Genomic DNA, 17,311 nt, shown 5'->3' with positions numbered 1-17,311 from the left:
GGGCGCCCGCGTCGGCGGGCGGCGGCGCCTGCGCGCCGGCGTCGGCCGGCGGGGTGCCCACCTGCGCGTTCGGGTCGGCGGGCGGGACCGGCGGCGCGGGGGGCGGCGGAGGAGGAGGCGGCGGCTGCGCGGCCGAGGGCTCGCCGACCAGCGTCACCGCCCCATCGGTGCCGACGACGAGCCGCGCCGGGTTCAGTGACGGCACCATCCCGAGGTCGGTGGCGCGCTGGGCCAGCGAGGGTGAGGCGTCGAGCGCGGCGACCTGCTTGCGCAGCAGCTCGCTCTGCTCGGTGAGGTCACGGGTCGCGGTGCGGGAGTCCTGCAGCCGGTAGGAGTCGGCAGCGGCTGCGGTCGACAGCCACAGCGTGGCCACCAGCCCGATGGCCAGCAGCACCATCACCAGCAGGACGAACTGTGCGCGACCGGCCGGGGCCGACTGCTTCGGCAGCCGCCCGCCGACGACGCGGCGCAACCGGTCGTCGCGGCGGGCATAGGCGCGCTGGGCCGCGGTGCGCGGGCTCGCGGTCGTCGGCGCACTCTTCGTACCGGTTCGCGGGGTGGTCCTCGGGACGGTCGTCGTGGTGCCCCGGGGCGTGCCCGACCGGCTCCGCTGCGCCGGGACGTCGGCGACGCGCGCCGACCGCTGGGCCGGCACCGCCGCCCGGCTCCGCCTCCCCCGCGACGGTGCCACCACGTGCTGGCGTTCTGTGACTGGCGCGCTCATTCCGACCCCCCGGTCACGACGCGGATGACGCTGCTGACGGTGACCGCCCCGGCGGCCGCACGGATGGCGGGCGCGAAGCGGTGACGTGGACCCGGCCCGGCGGTCATGCCGCCTCCCGGATCCGCTCTGCTGCACGCAGGCGCACCGAGGCGGCCCGCGGGTTGTCCGCGATCTCGTCCTCGGACGCAGGCTGCGACCCGCGGACCAGAAGCCGAAGCTCCGGGCCGTGGCCGGGCAGCTCGACGGGCAGGTCCTGCGGCGACGTCGACACCGACCGGGCCGCGAGCTCGCGCTTGACCAGCCTGTCCTCGAGCGAGTGGTAGGACAGCACGACGATGCGACCGCCCAGGGTCAGCGAGTCGACCGCGGCCGGCACGGCGTCGCGCACCGCGTCGAGCTCGGCGTTCACCTCGATGCGCAGTGCCTGGAACGTCCGCTTGGCGGGGTGACCACCGGTGCGCCGCGACGCTGCGGGCACCGTGGCGTAGAGCAGCTCCACGAGCTCGGCGCTGCGGGTGAACGGCCGGTGGTCGCGCGTCCGGCCGATCGCCGCGGCGATCCGGCCCGCGAAGCGCTCCTCCCCGTACTCGCGCAGGATCCGCGCGAGCTGCGGTACGGGGTACGTATTGACGACGTCGGCCGCGGTCGGGCCCGTGGTCGGGTCCATCCGCATGTCGAGGTCGGAGTCGCGCGAGTAGGAGAAGCCGCGCTCGTCGGCGTCGAGCTGGAGGGAGGACACCCCCAGGTCGAACAGCACACCGTCGGCCCCTGGAAGCCCCAGCTCCGCGAGGACGTCGGCGATGCGGTCGTAGACAGCGTGGACGAGGTGCGTCCGGCCGGCGTAGGCGACGAGCCTGCGGCCCGCGAGCTCGAGTGCCTGCGGGTCGCGGTCGAGACCGACGAGGGTCAGCTGCGGGTGCGCGGCGAGCAGCGCCGCGGAGTGGCCGCCGAGCCCCAGCGTGGCGTCCACCATCACCGCCGGACGTCCGGACAGCGCCGGCTCCAGCAGCTCGAGCACGCGGGGCAGGAGGACGGGGACGTGCCTGGCCCCAGCCGGCCCGTCTCCCTCAGGGTGCTGCCCCACCACTCACCTCGCCTCGCCCGCTGTCGCCGCCTGTCCGCCGATGTTCTCCGCGGCCGATGTCCGCGTATGGCAACTGCCGGGCGCACGAGCCCCGATCGCCGCCACGTCGCCCCGTACTCCCCAGCCGGGCCGTTCGGGCGATGCCTCCTCCCGGGTGCCGGGTGCCATCCGCGAGGACGTGACCTGGCGCCGGGGAAGGTGCGTCAGGGCTGTCCGTCGCGACGGGCGGCCACGGCCCCCGGGAGGGGGCATCGCCTGGAGGTCAGATCAATCCGGGAAGGACCTCCTCCTGCGCCTTCGCGTAGTCGTCCTCGTGTCGCTCCTGGTACTCCGACCAGGCCTGCGCGTCCCAGATCTCGACGCGGGTGAACGCGCCGATCACCACGCAGTCCTTGGAGAGACCGGCATAGCGCCGCAGGTCCGGGTTGATCGCGATCCGGCCCTGGCCGTCGGGGTTCTGCTCGTCGGTCCCGGAGAACAGGTTTCGCTGGAAGGCCCGTGCCGACTCGTTGGTCAGCGGCGCCGACGCGATCTTCGTCGCCAGCTCGCCGAAGGCCTCGCGTGTGAACACGTAGAGGCAGTGGTCCTGCCCTTTCGTGATCATCAGGCCACCTCGGAGGTCGTCGCGGAACTTCGCAGGCAGCGTGAGCCGCCCCTTGTCGTCGAGCTTGGGGGTGAACGTGCCGAGGAACATCGGCACCGCCTCTCCCCGAGGTCCCCGGTTGCTCCAACGCGCCCCACACTACCCCACTTCACTCCACCGTCAACCCGAAACGCAGCCTCCCGGAGCCACGATCGGCGGATCCCTGCAGCTCAGGAACGGTGGGGGTGGGTGGGGGCCCGGTGGGGGGCGCGAGCGTGCAGGGACGCCACCCCACCCCGTACGACCACCTGTTCCACGGCCCGTGGGGCGCTTCGGGGGCGATCACGGGCCCCGGGTGGGGGGCGGTGGGGGGGCATGGTGGGCGGCCCGCTCGGCGCGGTGGGGAGCGGTGGGGACCACTCCGCGCCGGGACTGCCGCCGTCCGCGCGCCCGGCTGCCGCCCTCCGGGCACCGGTCGGCGAGACGAAACTGTGACAACACTCGTCCGGGCGAACCTCCGGCGCGTCGTTTGACAGACTGTGGTGACACCGCCTCGTGGATCCCGCCGTGTGCGGCGGTCCTGCAGGTCCCGGGAGCACGACTGAGAGGACGACGGGTGACCACGACGAGCAGCCGGTCCGGTCGGCCACGCGCGGCCACCGACACCGACACCGACCTCCCCGCCGTCGGGGCCATCGCCGACGTCACGTCCCGCATCGCCGCGAGCATCGGCCGCGTGCTCGTCGGCAAGCCCGAGGTCGTGCGGGTCGCGCTCGTCACGCTGCTGGCCGAGGGCCACCTGCTCGTCGAGGACGTCCCCGGCGTCGGCAAGACGTCACTGGCCAAGGCGCTGGCCCGGTCCATCGACTGTTCGGTCAGCCGCGTGCAGTTCACCCCCGACCTGCTGCCCGGCGACATCACGGGCATGTCGATCTACAACCGCAACAGCAGCGAGTTCGAGTTCCGGCCCGGCCCCGTCTTCGCCAACATCGTCATCGCCGACGAGATCAACCGCGCCTCCCCCAAGACGCAGTCGGCGCTGCTCGAGTGCATGGCCGAGGACCAGGTCACCGTCGACGGCGCGACCTATCAGCTCGCCGCCCCGTTCATGGTCGTCGCCACCCAGAACCCCGTCGAGATGGACGGCACCTTCCCGCTGCCCGAGGCCCAGCGCGACCGGTTCACCGCCCGGGTGTCCATCGGCTACCCCGACCCGGCCGCCGAGCTCGCGATGGTCGACGAGCACTCCGCGTCCGACCCGCTGGAGACGCTGCGCCCCGTCACCGACGCCCGCGCCGTGCGCGCCGTCGTCGACGCGGTGCGCCACCTGCACATCGCACCCGAGGTGCGGCAGTACTGCGTCGACATCGTCACCGCCACCCGCGCGCTGCCCGACCTGCGCCTCGGCGCCTCCCCCCGTGCGACGCTGCACCTCGTGCGCGCCGCCCGCGCCCAGGCCGCGCTCGCCGGCCGCCACTACGTCGTCCCCGACGACGTGCAGGCCGTCGCCGTCCCCGTCCTCGCGCACCGCCTGATGCTCACCCCCGACGCCCAGGCCGCACGCCGCTCGGCGGGCGACATCGTCCGCGCCCTCGTCGGCGGGCTGCCCGTCCCGGTCCCGGCCGCGCGCTCGGGAGCCTGACCCGGTGGCGTCACCGCGGTGGTCCTCAGGGCTGACCGTGCGCGGCCGCTGCCTGCTCGCGGGTGGTGTCGCGACCGCCGTCAGTGCGGTCGTCCTCGACGAACGCGACCTGCTGCGCCTCGCGTTGTTCGTCGTCGCGCTGCCACTGCTGTCGCTCGCCGTCGCCGCCCTCACCCGCCGCGCCATCCGGGCGCACCGCACCGTGGACCCCGCACGCGTCCCCGTCGGCACCGACTGCGGCGTCGACGTCCGCCTCACCGGCGGCCCGCTCGTCGGAGCGCTGCGCGTCGCCGACACCGTGCCGGACGCCGCCGGGCCCCGGGCGTCGGCACCACCGCGGTTCACCGTCCACCGGCTCCCCGCCCGCTCCGGGGTCACGTTGCGCTACCCGCTGCGGCCCGTCCTGCGCGGCGAGCACCGCGTCGGCCCGCTCGTCGCCCGCATCACCGACCCCCTCGGGCTCGCCGAGTTCCCCCGCCGCTACGGCGAGGCCGACCGGCTCCTCGTCCTGCCCGCCACCGTCGACCTGCACGGGCTGCCGTCCGCACTCGGCGGCGGCGAGGGCACTCCCGGCGCCGTCGTCGCCCACCAGGGCGTCGGCGAACCCGACGTCATGGTGCGCCCCTACCGCTCCGGCGACGAGCTGCGCCGCGTGCACTGGCGCGCCACCGCCCGCCACGACGACCTCATGGTCCGCCTCGAGGAACGCCCCTGGCGCGGCGAGATCACCGTGCTGCTCGACCGGCGCGACGGCGCCCACCGCGGCGACGGGCCGACGTCCAGCCTCGAGTACGCCGTGTCCCTCGCCGGGAGCATCTGCCTGCACATGATCCGCCACGGTGAACCCGTCACGCTCGTCACCGAGGACGGCACGGCGCTGGGCGACCGCGTCGGCGGCAGCGTCGGCGGGGGCCCCTCGGCCGGCGCCGACCGCATCCTCGACGCACTCGCGACGCTGCGCGTCTCCGCCCGCACCGGGCTCGGCGGGCCGCCCGTCGCCCCCACCGGCGACGTCGTCGCGATCCTCGGCGCCGCCACCGTGGAGGACGTCGGCGCGCTCCTCGAACGCCGCCCCCACGGCGGCGGACACGCGATCCTGCTCGACGTCGCCGGCTGGGACACCACCGGCGCCGCCCGCGCCCCGGGCGCCGACGCCGCCGCGGTCGCCCTGCGCGCCGCCGGCTGGCACGTCGCCGTCGCCCGCGCCGACACCGACCCCCGCAGCTGCTGGGCCGAGCTCGCCGCCGGGCGGCAGGCCGTCGCCGGGAGCGCGTGGTGAGCGCCCCCGCACCGCCCCGGCCCCGGGAGACCGACACCGACACCGATCGACGCCCCACCCCCCGTCCCGCACCCGCGCCCCACCGCGCCGGGCCCTGGGTCGGCGTCATCGCCGGCGTCGCCGTCCTGCTCGCCTCCGCGCCCGTCGCCGCCGTCGTCTCGGGCCTCGCCTGGCTCGGCCACGCCGCCGGGGTCATCGCCGTCTGCGTCGTCGTCGGCCTGCTGCTGCGCCGCACCCACGCCGTCGTCGGCGCCGTCGTCTCCGTCCTCGCCGTCCTCGAGTACCTCGTGGTGGTCTTCACCCCCGAGTGGTGGCCCGGACCCTCCGCGTTCGCCGAGCTCGGCCGGCTCGTCGCCGGTGCGGGCGCCCAGATCGGCACCGGCGTCCCGCCCATCGCCGCCACCCCCGAGATCCTGCTGCTCTCGACAGGTGCCATCGGCGCCGTCGCGATCGTCGTGCAGCTCATCGCCGTCGTCGGGCAGGCCGCGGCCGCCGCCGGCGTGCCGCTGCTCGCCGTCTACGCCGTCCCGACCGCGCTCACCGGGCAGCTCCTGCCGTGGTGGGCCGTCGCCGGGCCCGCCGCCGGGTTCGCGATGCTCCTGCTCACCCGCCGCGGCGCCCGCCGCCAGCTGCCCGCCGGCATCGTCATGACGGCCGTCGCCGTCGCCGTCGCGCTGCTCGCCGGGTCATTGTTCACCGCGGTCGGCACCACCGGCCGGTTCACCAGCGGCAACGCCGGCGCCACCGGCGCCATCGGGCTCAACCCCTTCACCGCGCTGCGCGGCCAGCTCACCCGCGGCACCCCCACCGACCTCTTCGAGGTCTCCGGCCTCCCCCGCGCCCAGTACATGCGGGCACTGACGTTGCGGGACTTCGCCGCCGACCGCGGGTTCGTCGCCACCGCACCCGCCCCCGGCGTCCGCATCGGCGACGCCGACCTGCCCGGCCTGCCCACCGGCAACGCCGATCGGGCCACCGTCACCGTCGAGAACGTCGGCTTCCGCGACTACTGGCTCCCCCTCTACGGCAGCCCCGAGCGGGTCGACGGCCTGTCCGACGCGTGGTCGTTCGACCCCGCCTCCGGCATCGCCTACAGCACCCGCCAGCGCGAGGAGAGCGGCTGGACCCAGTCCGCCGTGATCGGCACGCCCAGCGCCGAGGAGCTGCGCGCCGCCACCGCCGCACCCGGCGCCGTCGACGTCGGCTACCTCAACGTCGCCGGCGTCGACCCCCGCGTCGGCGCCCTGACCACCGAGGTCACCCGCGGCCGGGTCACCGCCTTCGACAAGGCGATGGCCGTCACCGACTTCTTCACCGGCCCGTCCTCGCAGTTCCACTACAGCCTGCAGACCGCGCCCGGAACCGGCGACGACGCGCTCGTCGACTTCCTCACCCAGGGCCGCACCGGCTACTGCGAACAGTTCGCCACCGCGATGGCCGTGATGCTCCGCACCGTCGGCGTGCCGTCACGGGTCGCCGTCGGCTTCACCGGCGGCACCGTCGACGGCGACCGCCGGCTGATCACCAGCTCCGACGCGCACGCGTGGGTCGAGGTCTACTTCGCCGGCTACGGCTGGACCGCCTTCGACCCCACCCCGCTCGCCGACGGCCGCAGCATCGTCCCCGCCTACGTGCAGCAGGCGCGCGACCAGAGCGGCTCCGACCCCGAGCCCGCCACCCCGCAGGACGCCGACCCCACCCCCACCGACTCGCCCGACCCCGGCGTCCCGCAGGACCAGGCCACCGCCCCCGACCAGCCGCCCCCGTCCACCGACGAGCCGAGCTCGTGGACGATCCCGGTCGCGGCCGTCCTCGCGCTGCTGGTCGTCGCCACGCTCGCGCTGCCCTCGCTGCTGCGTCGCGGGCAACGCCGGCGACGGCTCGCCGCGGCCGGTGGCGGCGGACCGGACGCCGCCGAACAGGCCTGGGCCGAGGTGCTCGCGGAGTCCACCGACCGCGGCGTCACCGTCCCGGACACCGACACCGTCCGCGGTGCCGCCCGCCGGCTGGTCGGCGCGCACAGCCTCGGCGATCCCGCCCGGGACGCGCTGCGCGACCTCGTCACCGCCGTCGAGGCCGCCCGCTACGCCGGTGGCCCGTTGCAGGCCGACGGCGCCGCGCTCACCTCGGCCATCGGTACGGTCCGGGAGGCGATGGCCACGGGCACCCCGATCGGCCTCGGCCGGCGGCTGTTCCCGCGCTCGGTGACCGACCGCCGCAACCTCGCCCCGGCCCGCACGACCACCTCCGCCTGACGCTCACTCCGCGCGCACCCTCACGGTCGCCCCGAGGCGACGAGACAGCGGCGAGGGTGCGCACCCTCGCCGCTGCGCAACCCCACGGTCCGCGGCGGCCGGTTCCACGATCGTCAGGGTGGCGGCCGACGACGCGCGCGAGATGCCGTGGCTGTGAGTGCGCGCGACCGGTTCGCGCTCGCCCTGCTCCGCGGGCGGACATACGACGACGGCGGCCCAGCCGGGCCGCCGTCGTGCGGGACGCTGTCCCGAGGTCAGCTCACTCCTGCTCGAAGCGCCGCCGGAAACGCTCCTCCATCTTCCCGGTGAAGCCGCCGCGTTCCTGCGGCTGCGTGGCGCTCTTGCCGCCCTGTGCGGCAGCGGCACCACTGGCACCCACGGACGTCACGGCCAGCACGGCGCCACCCAGCATCAGCAGGAAGCCGACCACGCTCAGGACGGGGAAGCTACTGGCGAGCCAAAGCGCACGTACGGCAACTCCGACGACGAGCAGGACAAGGCCGAGCAGGAACACCAGGACGCCCTGAAGGCGCCTGCGGCGGGTGGGTTTGCGCATTCGGCCGCCGCGTACGGACGATGCGAACTTGGGGTCCTCGGCGTAGAGAGCACGCTCGATCTGATCGAGCAGTCGCTGCTCGTGCTCGGAGAGGGGCATGGCTTCGCCTCCGGCACACATCTTCGGTCGGGTCATCTTCCATGGTGCCGGAACGACACGACGAGCGCCCAGGGTGGGCGTCTAGTGCAGAGGATACGAGTCCGGCGCCTGGTCCACTAGCCGGAGTATCCAACACGACTGTCCGATCTTCGAACGGCTCACACTCCTCGCCCTCCGGACGAACCGTGCGTCCGCCCGGACCGAGCCGCGGGACCACGCCGCCGTCGCCGGGCCCGTTCCGCGGCCCACCCCGACGCCCGGCCGCCCGGACCGATCCGGCCCGCGCGTCCCGGTGCGCGCCGGGACTCCACGTAGCAGGTCAGGATGCCTTCCGGCGTTCTATCGTCGCCGTAGGGACGACACGTCGGCTCCGCCGCTCAGGGACGACGGGCGAGCGCGTGCAGCCGGGTCGCGACCTCGCGCAGCGCCGGCACACCCGCCGCGAGCGACTCGAGCTCGGCGACCTCGGCCGCGCCACCGTCGCGGACGGCGCCGGGCAGCCAGGAGTCGAGCACTCCGTCGCCCTGGACCACCTCGACGACGAGGCCCGCGCCGTCGAGCAACGACCGCAGGCCGGGCCCGTCGAGGCGGCGGCGCAGCTTGTCGCCGGCGCCGGAGCGACCGTCGGGGTCGGTGAGGATCGCGCGGGCCTCGGCGAGCCGACCGGCGAGGACACGGGTCAGCACGGCCGCGGTGCGGCCCGTGACCAGCACCGACACCGCCGCACCGGGGGCCGCCGCTGCGGTGAGGGCCTCGACGGCGCGGTGCGCGTCGTCGACGACCTCGAGCAGCCCGTGACCGAGCACGAGATCGGCGCTGCCGGGTTCGACGCAGTCGGCGAGGGCGTCGACGTCGCCCTGCACCGCGCTCACGTGCTCGCCGACGCCCGCCTCACGGGCGCGCCGCTGCAGCGCGGCGAGAGCGTTGGGGCTGCTGTCGACGACCATCACGGTGCAGCCCGCCACCGCGAGCGGCACCGCCCACGCGCCGCTTCCGCCGCCCACGTCGAGGACCAGTGGTCGGCGGGCGGGGTGCGCCCCCCGGACTCGATCCAGCTCCGTCTCGAGCGCTCGGCCCACCCGGCTGCCGCCGGACGCACCGAGCAGATCTCCCGCCGCCGCAGTCACGGACCGCAGCGTAGTGGTCCCCAAGACGGAGTAGTTTGATCGCGTGCACGTCGTCGCCACGTTGAGCCTCAAGGGCGGTGTCGGGAAGACCACCGTGGCCCTCGGTCTCGCGGGTGCTGCCCTGCATCACGGAATCCGGACCCTGCTGGTCGATCTCGACCCGCAGGCGAATGCCACCATCGCCCTCGATGTCGAGCCCACGACGGCGACCATCGCCGACGTGCTCGACGATCCACGGCGCTCCGTGCTGCACCGGGCGATCGCACCGAGCGGATGGGGTGAGGGGCTCGACGTCGTCGTCGGTGCGGAGCAGACCGAGCGGCACAACCATCCCGATCCCGGCCCGAAGCAGCTCAACCGGCTGGTGCGGGCCCTGTCCCGGCTGCACGACCTGCCCGACGCCGACCCGGACGACGATGACGACCCGATCGCCGGCGCCGCCGGGTACGACCCCGGCGATCCCGACGCCTACCGGCTCGTGGTCATCGACTGCCCGCCGTCGCTGGGGCAGCTCACCCGCAGCGCGCTCACCGCGGCGCAGCGGGCGATCCTGGTCACGGACCCGACGATGTTCGCGGTGTCGGGCGTGCAGCGGGCGTTCGACGCGGTGCACACCGAGCGGCATCGCGGCAACCCCGAGCTGCAGCCGCTGGGGGTGTTGATCAACCGGGTCCGCCCCCGCAACGCCGAGCACGAGTACCGCATCTCCGAGCTGCGGGAGATCTTCGGGCCGCTGGTGTTCAGCGGTGTGGTGCCCGACCGGTCGGCCGTGCAGCAGGCCCAGGGCGCGTGCCTGCCCATCCAGGCGTGGGACACCCCGGGGGCGCGCGAGGTCTCGGCCGTGTTCACGACGTTGCTGGCCCGGGTGCTGCGCAGTGGACGCGCGTCCGGGCGGCCGGGCACCTCGCCTCCCCCTCCGATCGCCTGACCTGCCGGTCAGTTCATCGTGGTAGCCGGCTGCCGCCACCGCGGCAGCCGGCGACACCGCGGTCATCGGATCGGTACGCCGGCCGCGACGAGCGCGACGAACTGCTCGGACTGGCGGAGCAGGTCGTCGGCGTCGCGGCGGCTCACCAGCCGCGCGATCCCCACCTCGGCGGCCGCACGCGTCGCGGAGCAGGACGCGAAGAACGACGCCCACTCCCCCAGCTCCGGGGCCACGCCTGCGAGCAGGTCCCACACGTTGCGGGTGGCGCCGCGACGCGGCTGCGGCCGCGCCCGCAACGCCAGTACCGCCGCCGCGGCACGCAGTGCGGACAGATAGGCGGCGGGATAGCGGCGCAACGGGTCTTCCAGCGTTCGGGCCTCGGCAAGCCCCTCCTGCGCCTGCCGCAGGAGTGCGCCCGCGTGCCGCGACGTCGGCGGTACCGCCTGCGACCCCCGCCGCGTACGGGCACCGCGCCCGTCGCCGCGTGGGGCGTCGAACGCGGCGCGACGACCGGTGGCGGCGGGACGTGCCGGGGCTTCCCCACCCCGGCCTCGGCCTGCCTGCCGCGGCCGCCGCGGGCCGGCGACGAACGGCAACACCGTCTGTCCCGCATCCCGCCCGGCTGCGCCGCGCCGGTCGTCCCGGCCGACACGGGCCGACGGCTCCGCCGGCCCGCCGGGTGCGCGCTCCGTCCTGCGATCCCGCAGGTGCTCCAGCACGTGGTCCATCGTCGCCGCCCCTTCCCGCTCGTTCCCGCCGGCCGGTTCGCTCCCGCCGGGCCGGCCCGCGCTGTCCGCAGGCCCGTTCATCCGCGCCCCCGCGGCCACCCGAGCCGCGCCCTTCCCGACGGCCGTACCGTCCATCGCAACGGGCCCTGACCCGACCGGCACCGCGTCCGCCACCCTCATCGGGGCACCCGCACGAGGTCCCACACACCCGGCCCTGCCCGCATCCGCAGCACGAACTCGATCTCGGGCGCGTGCGGCTCCTCGGCCGACCGCGCCGTCACACGCCAGCACCGCAACCTGTCCCCGCCGATCGGCATCGGCGACGGGAACGGCCACGGCGACTCCTCGATCCAGCGCTCCCGCACATCGGTGATCAGGTAGCGCGGCCCGCGGCGCACGGGCCGGCGCTGGAACTCGACCGGTTCGCCGTCCTGCCAGCGGACCTGGATCGGCATCGGCTGCCGTGAACCGAACACCCTGCTGAACCCGCTCATCCGGATCCACCCGACGCCCCTGCCACCGGACCGCCCGCGCCCGGCCCCGACGGTGCCCTCACCTCGACCACACTCCTCCCGGGTCGCACCGCCGGCGAGCGCTTCCCCTCGCTCGCCGGCCGGCGCGACTCGAACCATCGTATCGAACACATGTTCGATGAATCCAGTAGAGCTGCCCGGTCCCGCGACGTCAAGTCCGGCCGCCCGCCCCTGCGCGGCCGCTGTGCGGCGTGATGAGATGTCGCGGTGCACGGCCCGGATCGCCCACCCGCCCCGCACCCGCACCGGGTGCTGGTCCCCGACGCGCCCGCGGCCCGCGCCGGCGCCCGACGGGCGCCGCGCGCACGCCCCACCGGAGGCCCGGCCCGGCAGGACCCGGCCCCCGGCGGCCCCACACACAGCGGCCCCACACACAGCGGCCCCACACACAGCGGCCCGGAGGGCAGGCGCGGGGCAGGCACCGGACCGGAACGAGCGGGCCGATGACCACCGCGCGCCCGCGGCACCGGCTCGTCGAGCTCGGACCGGTCGAGTTCGCGGCGCGGGTCGACGAGGCGCTCGCCGTCTACGTCGCCGCGATGGGCTACCCGCGCAGCACGGCCCGCCAGCGCCGCACCCTGTGGCTCGACCACGGCCGTCGTCCCGGCTGGCGCGCGGTGGGCTGGCTGGACACGACGGGCTCCCTGGTCGGGATCGCCTACGGCTACTCGGGCGGAGCCGGCCAGTGGTGGTACGACGAGGTCCGCAGCGGTATCGGGGACGACCCGTCGGCGCCGCTGTGGCTGGCCGACTACTTCGAGCTGACCGAGCTGCACGTCCGCCCCGACGCCCAGGGCGCCCGGCTCGGCGAGGGACTGCTGCGCGCCCTGCTCGCGGGCGTCGGCCACAGCCGGGTCCTGTTGTCGACGCCCGAGTACGGCGACCGGCAGCCGGGCCGGGCGTGGCGGCTCTACCGGCGCACCGGGTTCACCGACGTGCTGCGCCACCACCGGTTCACCGGCGACGCGCGCCCGTTCGCGGTCCTGGGCCGGACCCTGCCGCTCGACCCGCCGGACGGCGCGGATCCCGTTGCCCCGCAGGATGTCCGGCCACCCCGCCCGGCATGAGCCGGCACCACCGGCGAGGCGTGTCCGTTCCTGGTCGCGCCGGAGGGGCGACGTGCCGACCGCCCCGCCGTCACGGCCCCGGGAGGTCCCGATGGCACGATGACGCCATGCAGTCCCCGCCCGTCGCAGGCGTCCGCTCCCCCCGCCGCCGCGTACTGGCCGTCGTCCTGATGGCCGTGCTCGTGCTCGGGGCCCTCGGCGGCTGCGCCCGGGTGCGGACGGCGCTGGCCCTGCAACCCGACGACACGGTGACGGGCGAGATCGTCCTCGCGACGCCGCAGACGTCGCCGGACGACCGCGGTCCGTCCCTGACGCTGCCCGAGGACTTCCGCGACAAGATCGACGTCACCGACTACCGGCAGGACGGCTACACCGGATCGGTGCTGCGCTTCTCGGGTCTGTCGTTCGACCAGGTGTCGCGGCTGGCGGGGGTCGCAGGGCCTGCCGGGCAGCAGCGCACCGAGCTGACGTTGCGCCGCGCGGGCAACCGGGTGCTCATCACCGGCAAGGTCGACCTGACGACGATCCCCGTCGACAAGGCGGACTTCCAGCTCAAGATCAGTGCGCCCGGCGAGGTGCTGGAGACCAACGGCGACACCGAGTCCGGGACCATCAGCTGGACGTTCACGCCGGGCCAGGTGGGCGACGTGCGCGCGTCGGTGGCCTACGACGACCCGAACGCACCGTCGGCCACGGCGTGGACGATCGGGCTGGCGCTGGTGGTGGCGGCGGCATCGGTGGGTGTGGTCCGGATGGCGCACCGCACCCGCAACCCCCCGGTCAGCCCGTCGGGGCGCTGAACGCGCAGCCGCGGGTCAGCGCCCCGCGGCGAGCCCCAGCCGGCCGACCAGCTCGACCGTGGCCGGTGAGCGGTTGAGCGTGTAGAAGTGCAGCCCCCGCACGCCTTCGGCGAGGAGCTTCTCGCACAGCTCTGTCGTCGCGTCCATGCCCGCGGCGCGGAAGGCGACGGGATCGTCGGAGAAGCGGTCGAGGCGGGCGACGAGGTCGTCGGGCAGCGGGGCGCCGGAGAGCTCCGGGCCGCGGTGCAGGGTCCGCACGGTCGTGAGCGGCATGATCCCGGGTAGCAGCGGGACGCGGCAGCCGGCGGCGTCGAGCCGGTCACGCAGCCGCAGGAACCCGCCTGGTTCGAGGAACAGCTGGGTGATGGCGAAGTCGGCGCCCGCCCGGATCTTGGCGACGAGGCGCGCGAAGTCGGTGTCGGCGTCGGTCGAGCGGGGGTGGCCGTAGGGGAAGGCGGCAACGCCCACGCAGAAGTCGCCGAGGCTGCGGACCATCGTGACGAGCTCGTCGGCGTAGGCGAGGCCCTCGGGGTGGGGGGTCCACTCGCCCAGCGGGTCGCCGGGAGGGTCGCCACGGACCGCGAGGACGTTGCGGACGCCGGCCGCGGCGTAGGAGCCGATGACGTGGCGCAGCTCGGCGCGGGTGTGGTCGACGGCCGTGAGGTGCGCCATCGGCACCAGGGTGGTGTCCGAGGCGATCCGCTCGGTGGTACGGATCGTGCGGTCCCGGCTGGACCCGCCGGCGCCGTAGGTGACGGAGACGAACGCCGGGTCGAGCGTCTCGAGCCGCCGGATCGCCCCCCACAGCTGCGCCTCGCCCGCGGCGTCCTTGGGCGGGAAGAACTCCACGGAGAAGACGGGGCGATCGACGTGGAGCCGGTCGACGACCGTCGCGCGCCGGGGCGGGGTGCTGCTCACCGGCACAGGGTACGGCCCGGGTCGGACACCACCACCGCCCTGTGCGGGGACCGTCAGGGGGACGCCGGATCCGGTTCGTCCCGGAGCGCCCGGTCCGGCCACTGATCGCGTCACCGCGCCGCACCGGGGGCCCGCCGATAGTCTCGCGTCGTGCCCATGACCGATGCGAGCTCCCGGGGACCGGGGTGAGCGCCCGTTCCGGCGCTGCCGATCTCGACCTCACCGGGTCGGTACCGGCCCCCGCGGCGGCCGGTACCGACCCGGCCACGGACCCACAGCGGGTTCTCGCACACACCGACGCCGACGTCCCCGCCGCCGTCGAGGGCGAGCTCGCGGCGTCCCTGGCGGAGCGCCGGCTCGACGCCGCCGCCGTCGCGCTCGAGGTCGACGAGGCCGTCGAGGTGCTGGAGCGCTTCGTCCTGGGCAGCGGGAAACGGATCCGGCCGACGTTCGCCTGGTGGGGCTGGCGCGGTGCGGGCGGTGACCCGGAGCAGGCCGCAGCGGTGCTGCGTGCGGTGAGCGCACTGGAGCTGTTGCAGGCGTGCGCGCTGGTCCACGACGACTACATCGACGCGTCGGCGACCCGGCGCGGGCGTCCGACGGTGCACGTGGAGTTCGCGGCCCGCCACCGTGAGCAGGGCTGGACCGGCGACGCCGAGCGGTTCGGCGCGGCCGCCGCCATCCTGCTGGGCGACCTCGCGCTGGCCTGGGCCGACGACATGCTGCAGAGCTCAGGGCTGGACGCGGCGGCGCTGGCGCGGGCGGGCGAGCCGTGGCGGGCGATGCGGACCGAGGTCCTGTGCGGGCAGTACCTCGACGTCCTGGCCCAGGCCCGGGCCGACACCACGACCGCGTCGGCGATGCGGGTCAACCGGTTCAAGACGGCCGCCTACACGGTCGAGCGGCCGTTGCACATCGGAGCGGCCCTCGCGGGGGCCGACACCGCGCTGACCGACGCCTACCGCCGCTTCGGCGCCGACATCGGGATCGCGTTCCAGCTGCGCGACGACATGCTCGGCGTCTTCGGCGACCCGGACGTCACCGGCAAGCCCGCGGGCGACGACCTGCGCGAGGGCAAGCGGACGCTGCTGGTCGCGCTCGCACTGGAACGGGCGGGCGAGCGCGGCGACGCCACGTCCGCACAGGTGGTCACCGACGCGCTCGGCGACCCGGCCCTCGACGACGCGGGGGTCGACCGGGTCCGCCACGTCCTCGTCGACCTGGGCGCGACCGACGCCGTCGAGGACCGGATCGCGACGCTGACGACCTCCGCGCTCGACGCCCTGCACGAGGCCGACGTGACCGAACCTGCCGCGGCGATGCTCGCCGACCTCGCCGTCCGCGCGACCCGTCGCCGCCGATGACGACCCGCACGGTTCCAGGGCCGACCGACCACGTCGTCGTCGTGGGCGCCGGCCTGTCCGGCCTGTGCGCAGCGCTGCACCTGCTCGGCGCGGGCCGGGAGGTCACGATCGTCGAGCGCGACGCGGGGCCCGGCGGCCGGGCGGGTGCCCTCGACCTGGAGGGCCCGTCGGGGACGTTCCGCATCGACACGGGCCCGACGGTGCTGACGATGCCGGACCTGCTCGACGAGGTGTTCGCGGCCGTCGGTGAGCGGCTGACCGACCGCCTCGACCTGGTCGCGCTCGATCCCGCCTACCGGGCGCGGTTCGCGGACGGCTCGGTCATCGACGTCCACACCGACGGTGCGGCGATGGAGGCCGAGGTCGCCCGCACGTGCGGGGCCGCGGCGGCGGCCGGGTACCGGGACCTGCGGGCCTGGCTCACCCGGCTCTACGAGGCGGAGATCGACCGGTTCATCGGCGCGAACATCGACTCCCCGCTGGACCTGCTGGTCCCCGACCTGGCGCGGCTGGCGGCCGCGGGCGGCTTCGGGCGGCTGGGCCCGCAGGTGGCGCGCCGCATCCCCGACGAGCGGCTCCGCCGCATCTTCTCCTTCCAGTCCCTCTACGCCGGGGTGGCGCCCCGGCACGCGCTGGGCGCGTACGGCGTCATCGCCTACATGGACACGGTGGCGGGCGTGTGGTTCCCCCGCGGCGGGATGCGCGCGCTGGGTGCGGCGCTCGCGGGCGCGGTGACGTCGGCGGGCGGGCGGATCCTCTACGGACGGACGGTGACCGGGCTCGACCGCCGCTCCGGGCGGGTGGATGCGGTCCGCCACACCACGACGGGCGGGTCCGACCTCGACCGGCTGGCCTGCGACGCCGTCGTGCTCACCCCGGACCTGCCGGTGGTGCACCGGCTGCTGGGCCGACGGCCCCGGCGGCCGGTCCCGCTGCGGTGGTCGCCGAGCGCGGTGGTGCTGCACGCGGGACTGGACCGCCGCCTCACCGACGACTCCGGCGACTCCGCCCACCACACGATCTCCTTCGGCGGCGCCTGGGACCGGACCTTCGACGAGGTCATCGACCAGGGCCGGCTGATGAGCGACCCGTCGTTGCTGGTGACGCGCCCGACCGCGACCGATCCCACGCTGGCCCCTGCCGATCGGGACCTTCTGTTCGTGCTGGCGCCGTGCCCGAACACCGAGTCGTCGTCGATCGACTGGTCGCGCATCGGCCCGGCCTACCGCGACGAGCTGCTCGGCGTGCTGGCCGCGCGCGGGTTCGGCGACGTGGCAGGGTCGATCGAGGTGTCGCAGCTCGTGACGCCCTCCGACTGGGCCGCACAGGGCCTCGGCGCGGGGACCCCGTTCTCACTGGCCCACACGCTCGCCCAGACGGGCCCGTTCCGGCCCCGCAACCTGGTGCGCGGCCTGGACAACGTCGTGCTGGCCGGGTGCGGGACGACGCCGGGCGTGGGGATCCCGCCGGTGGTGCTGTCGGGGCGCCTGGCCGCCGAGCGGATCACCGGTCCGACCGGACGCAACCGCGGCGCCACGGCGGGTCGAGGGTTCTCCCCGTGGTCACGGACGTCGGCACGACCCCACCCCAGGGTCCCGACACGGCCGTGACGGCGGGCGTGCGA

Annotated in this window: 16 protein-coding genes; 8 read left to right on the top strand and 8 right to left on the bottom strand. The window is 75.5% G+C overall.

Annotation, left to right across the window (positions count from 1 at the left end):
- The 3 genes from TOK_RS21300 to mraZ form a co-directional block, all read right to left on the bottom strand.
- Positions 1-655: hypothetical protein (locus TOK_RS21300; RefSeq protein WP_098959754.1), on the bottom strand; the 655-nt coding region annotated here is incomplete at its 3' end.
- A 172-nt stretch (positions 656-827) separates the two neighbouring features.
- Entirely contained in the window at positions 828-1,808 is a 981-nt protein-coding gene (gene rsmH / locus TOK_RS21295; protein WP_098959753.1) for a 16S rRNA (cytosine(1402)-N(4))-methyltransferase RsmH, read from the bottom strand.
- Between the two features lie 262 nt (positions 1,809-2,070).
- The gene (gene mraZ, locus TOK_RS21290) at positions 2,071-2,502 is read right to left on the bottom strand and encodes a division/cell wall cluster transcriptional repressor MraZ (RefSeq protein WP_098959779.1); all 432 of its coding nucleotides are present in this window, start codon (positions 2,500-2,502) and stop codon (positions 2,071-2,073) included.
- 505 nt (positions 2,503-3,007) lie between these two features.
- Between mraZ and TOK_RS21285 the strand changes: the two genes are divergently transcribed.
- From TOK_RS21285 to TOK_RS21275, 3 genes are read left to right on the top strand one after another with little or no spacing between them, the layout of a single operon-like run.
- Positions 3,008-4,033, top strand: coding sequence for a MoxR family ATPase (locus TOK_RS21285; RefSeq protein ID WP_098959752.1), 1,026 nt, complete (start codon positions 3,008-3,010; stop codon positions 4,031-4,033).
- A 4-nt stretch (positions 4,034-4,037) separates the two neighbouring features.
- Positions 4,038-5,312: a DUF58 domain-containing protein gene (locus TOK_RS21280; RefSeq protein ID WP_098959751.1), complete on the top strand. Its 1,275-nt coding sequence runs from the start codon at positions 4,038-4,040 to the stop codon at positions 5,310-5,312.
- Positions 5,309-7,567 carry a DUF3488 and transglutaminase-like domain-containing protein gene (locus TOK_RS21275; RefSeq protein WP_141566480.1) on the top strand — a complete coding sequence of 753 codons (2,259 nt, stop codon included), beginning with the start codon at positions 5,309-5,311 and terminating at the stop codon, positions 7,565-7,567. The genes TOK_RS21280 and TOK_RS21275 overlap by 4 nt, the downstream gene beginning before the upstream one ends.
- A 259-nt stretch (positions 7,568-7,826) precedes the next feature.
- Here TOK_RS21275 and TOK_RS21270 read toward each other — a convergent pair whose 3' ends face one another.
- Both TOK_RS21270 and TOK_RS21265 read right to left on the bottom strand, forming a co-directional pair.
- Positions 7,827-8,222: a DUF3040 domain-containing protein gene (locus tag TOK_RS21270; RefSeq protein WP_098959749.1), complete on the bottom strand. Its 396-nt coding sequence runs from the start codon at positions 8,220-8,222 to the stop codon at positions 7,827-7,829.
- Between the two features lie 377 nt (positions 8,223-8,599).
- The gene (locus tag TOK_RS21265) at positions 8,600-9,349 is read right to left on the bottom strand and encodes a bifunctional 2-polyprenyl-6-hydroxyphenol methylase/3-demethylubiquinol 3-O-methyltransferase UbiG (RefSeq protein WP_253258535.1); all 750 of its coding nucleotides are present in this window, start codon (positions 9,347-9,349) and stop codon (positions 8,600-8,602) included.
- 43 nt (positions 9,350-9,392) lie between these two features.
- Here TOK_RS21265 and TOK_RS21260 point away from each other — a divergent pair, with 43 nt between their 5' ends.
- Positions 9,393-10,277, top strand: coding sequence for a ParA family protein (locus tag TOK_RS21260; protein WP_098959748.1), 885 nt, complete (start codon positions 9,393-9,395; stop codon positions 10,275-10,277).
- Positions 10,278-10,339: 62 nt separating this feature from the next.
- Here the strand turns inward: TOK_RS21260 and TOK_RS32765 are convergent, their stop codons facing one another.
- Together TOK_RS32765 and TOK_RS21250 are read right to left on the bottom strand one after the other, a co-directional pair.
- The gene (locus tag TOK_RS32765) at positions 10,340-11,185 is read right to left on the bottom strand and encodes an SAV_6107 family HEPN domain-containing protein (RefSeq protein WP_253258534.1); all 846 of its coding nucleotides are present in this window, start codon (positions 11,183-11,185) and stop codon (positions 10,340-10,342) included.
- Complete coding sequence (locus TOK_RS21250) at positions 11,182-11,499, bottom strand: hypothetical protein (RefSeq protein ID WP_098959747.1); 318 nt, start codon at positions 11,497-11,499, stop codon at positions 11,182-11,184. The genes TOK_RS32765 and TOK_RS21250 overlap by 4 nt, the downstream gene beginning before the upstream one ends.
- Positions 11,500-11,981: 482 nt before the next feature.
- Here TOK_RS21250 and TOK_RS21245 point away from each other — a divergent pair, with 482 nt between their 5' ends.
- Together TOK_RS21245 and TOK_RS21240 are read left to right on the top strand one after the other, a co-directional pair.
- Entirely contained in the window at positions 11,982-12,605 is a 624-nt protein-coding gene (locus tag TOK_RS21245) for an N-acetyltransferase (protein WP_098959746.1), read from the top strand.
- A 107-nt stretch (positions 12,606-12,712) separates the two neighbouring features.
- The gene (locus TOK_RS21240; protein ID WP_098959745.1) at positions 12,713-13,405 is read left to right on the top strand and encodes a DUF3153 domain-containing protein; all 693 of its coding nucleotides are present in this window, start codon (positions 12,713-12,715) and stop codon (positions 13,403-13,405) included.
- Positions 13,406-13,420: 15 nt separating this feature from the next.
- On the opposite strand, the gene metF is transcribed toward TOK_RS21240, so the two are convergent.
- The gene (gene metF, locus TOK_RS21235) at positions 13,421-14,323 is read right to left on the bottom strand and encodes a methylenetetrahydrofolate reductase [NAD(P)H] (protein WP_098959776.1); all 903 of its coding nucleotides are present in this window, start codon (positions 14,321-14,323) and stop codon (positions 13,421-13,423) included.
- Between the two features lie 341 nt (positions 14,324-14,664).
- Here metF and TOK_RS21230 point away from each other — a divergent pair, with 341 nt between their 5' ends.
- On the top strand, positions 14,665-15,687 hold the full coding sequence (locus TOK_RS21230; RefSeq protein WP_098959775.1) for a polyprenyl synthetase family protein: 1,023 nt from the start codon (positions 14,665-14,667) through the stop codon (positions 15,685-15,687).
- Positions 15,684-17,297, top strand: coding sequence for a phytoene desaturase family protein (gene crtI / locus TOK_RS21225; protein WP_098959744.1), 1,614 nt, complete (start codon positions 15,684-15,686; stop codon positions 17,295-17,297). The genes TOK_RS21230 and crtI overlap by 4 nt, the downstream gene beginning before the upstream one ends.
- The last annotated feature ends 14 nt before the right edge of the window (positions 17,298-17,311 follow it).

This window comes from Pseudonocardia sp. N23, from assembly GCF_002583555.1.
Lineage (GTDB): Bacteria > Actinomycetota > Actinomycetes > Mycobacteriales > Pseudonocardiaceae > Pseudonocardia.
Note: the sequence above shows the minus strand (reverse complement) of the source record. Positions and strands in the feature narration are given on the sequence as shown.

Excerpts from the sequence above, each read along its gene's own strand:
- mraZ (WP_098959779.1), bottom strand. The coding sequence starts at position 2,502 with ATGTTCCTCGGCACGTTCACCCCCAAGCTCGACGACAAGGGGCGGCTC.
- TOK_RS21270 (WP_098959749.1), bottom strand. The coding sequence starts at position 8,222 with ATGCCCCTCTCCGAGCACGAGCAGCGACTGCTCGATCAGATCGAGCGT.
- TOK_RS32765 (WP_253258534.1), bottom strand. The coding sequence starts at position 11,185 with ATGAGGGTGGCGGACGCGGTGCCGGTCGGGTCAGGGCCCGTTGCGATG.
- TOK_RS21250 (WP_098959747.1), bottom strand. The coding sequence starts at position 11,499 with ATGAGCGGGTTCAGCAGGGTGTTCGGTTCACGGCAGCCGATGCCGATC.
- TOK_RS21245 (WP_098959746.1), top strand. The coding sequence starts at position 11,982 with ATGACCACCGCGCGCCCGCGGCACCGGCTCGTCGAGCTCGGACCGGTC.
- TOK_RS21240 (WP_098959745.1), top strand. The coding sequence starts at position 12,713 with ATGCAGTCCCCGCCCGTCGCAGGCGTCCGCTCCCCCCGCCGCCGCGTA.
- crtI (WP_098959744.1), top strand. The coding sequence starts at position 15,684 with ATGACGACCCGCACGGTTCCAGGGCCGACCGACCACGTCGTCGTCGTG.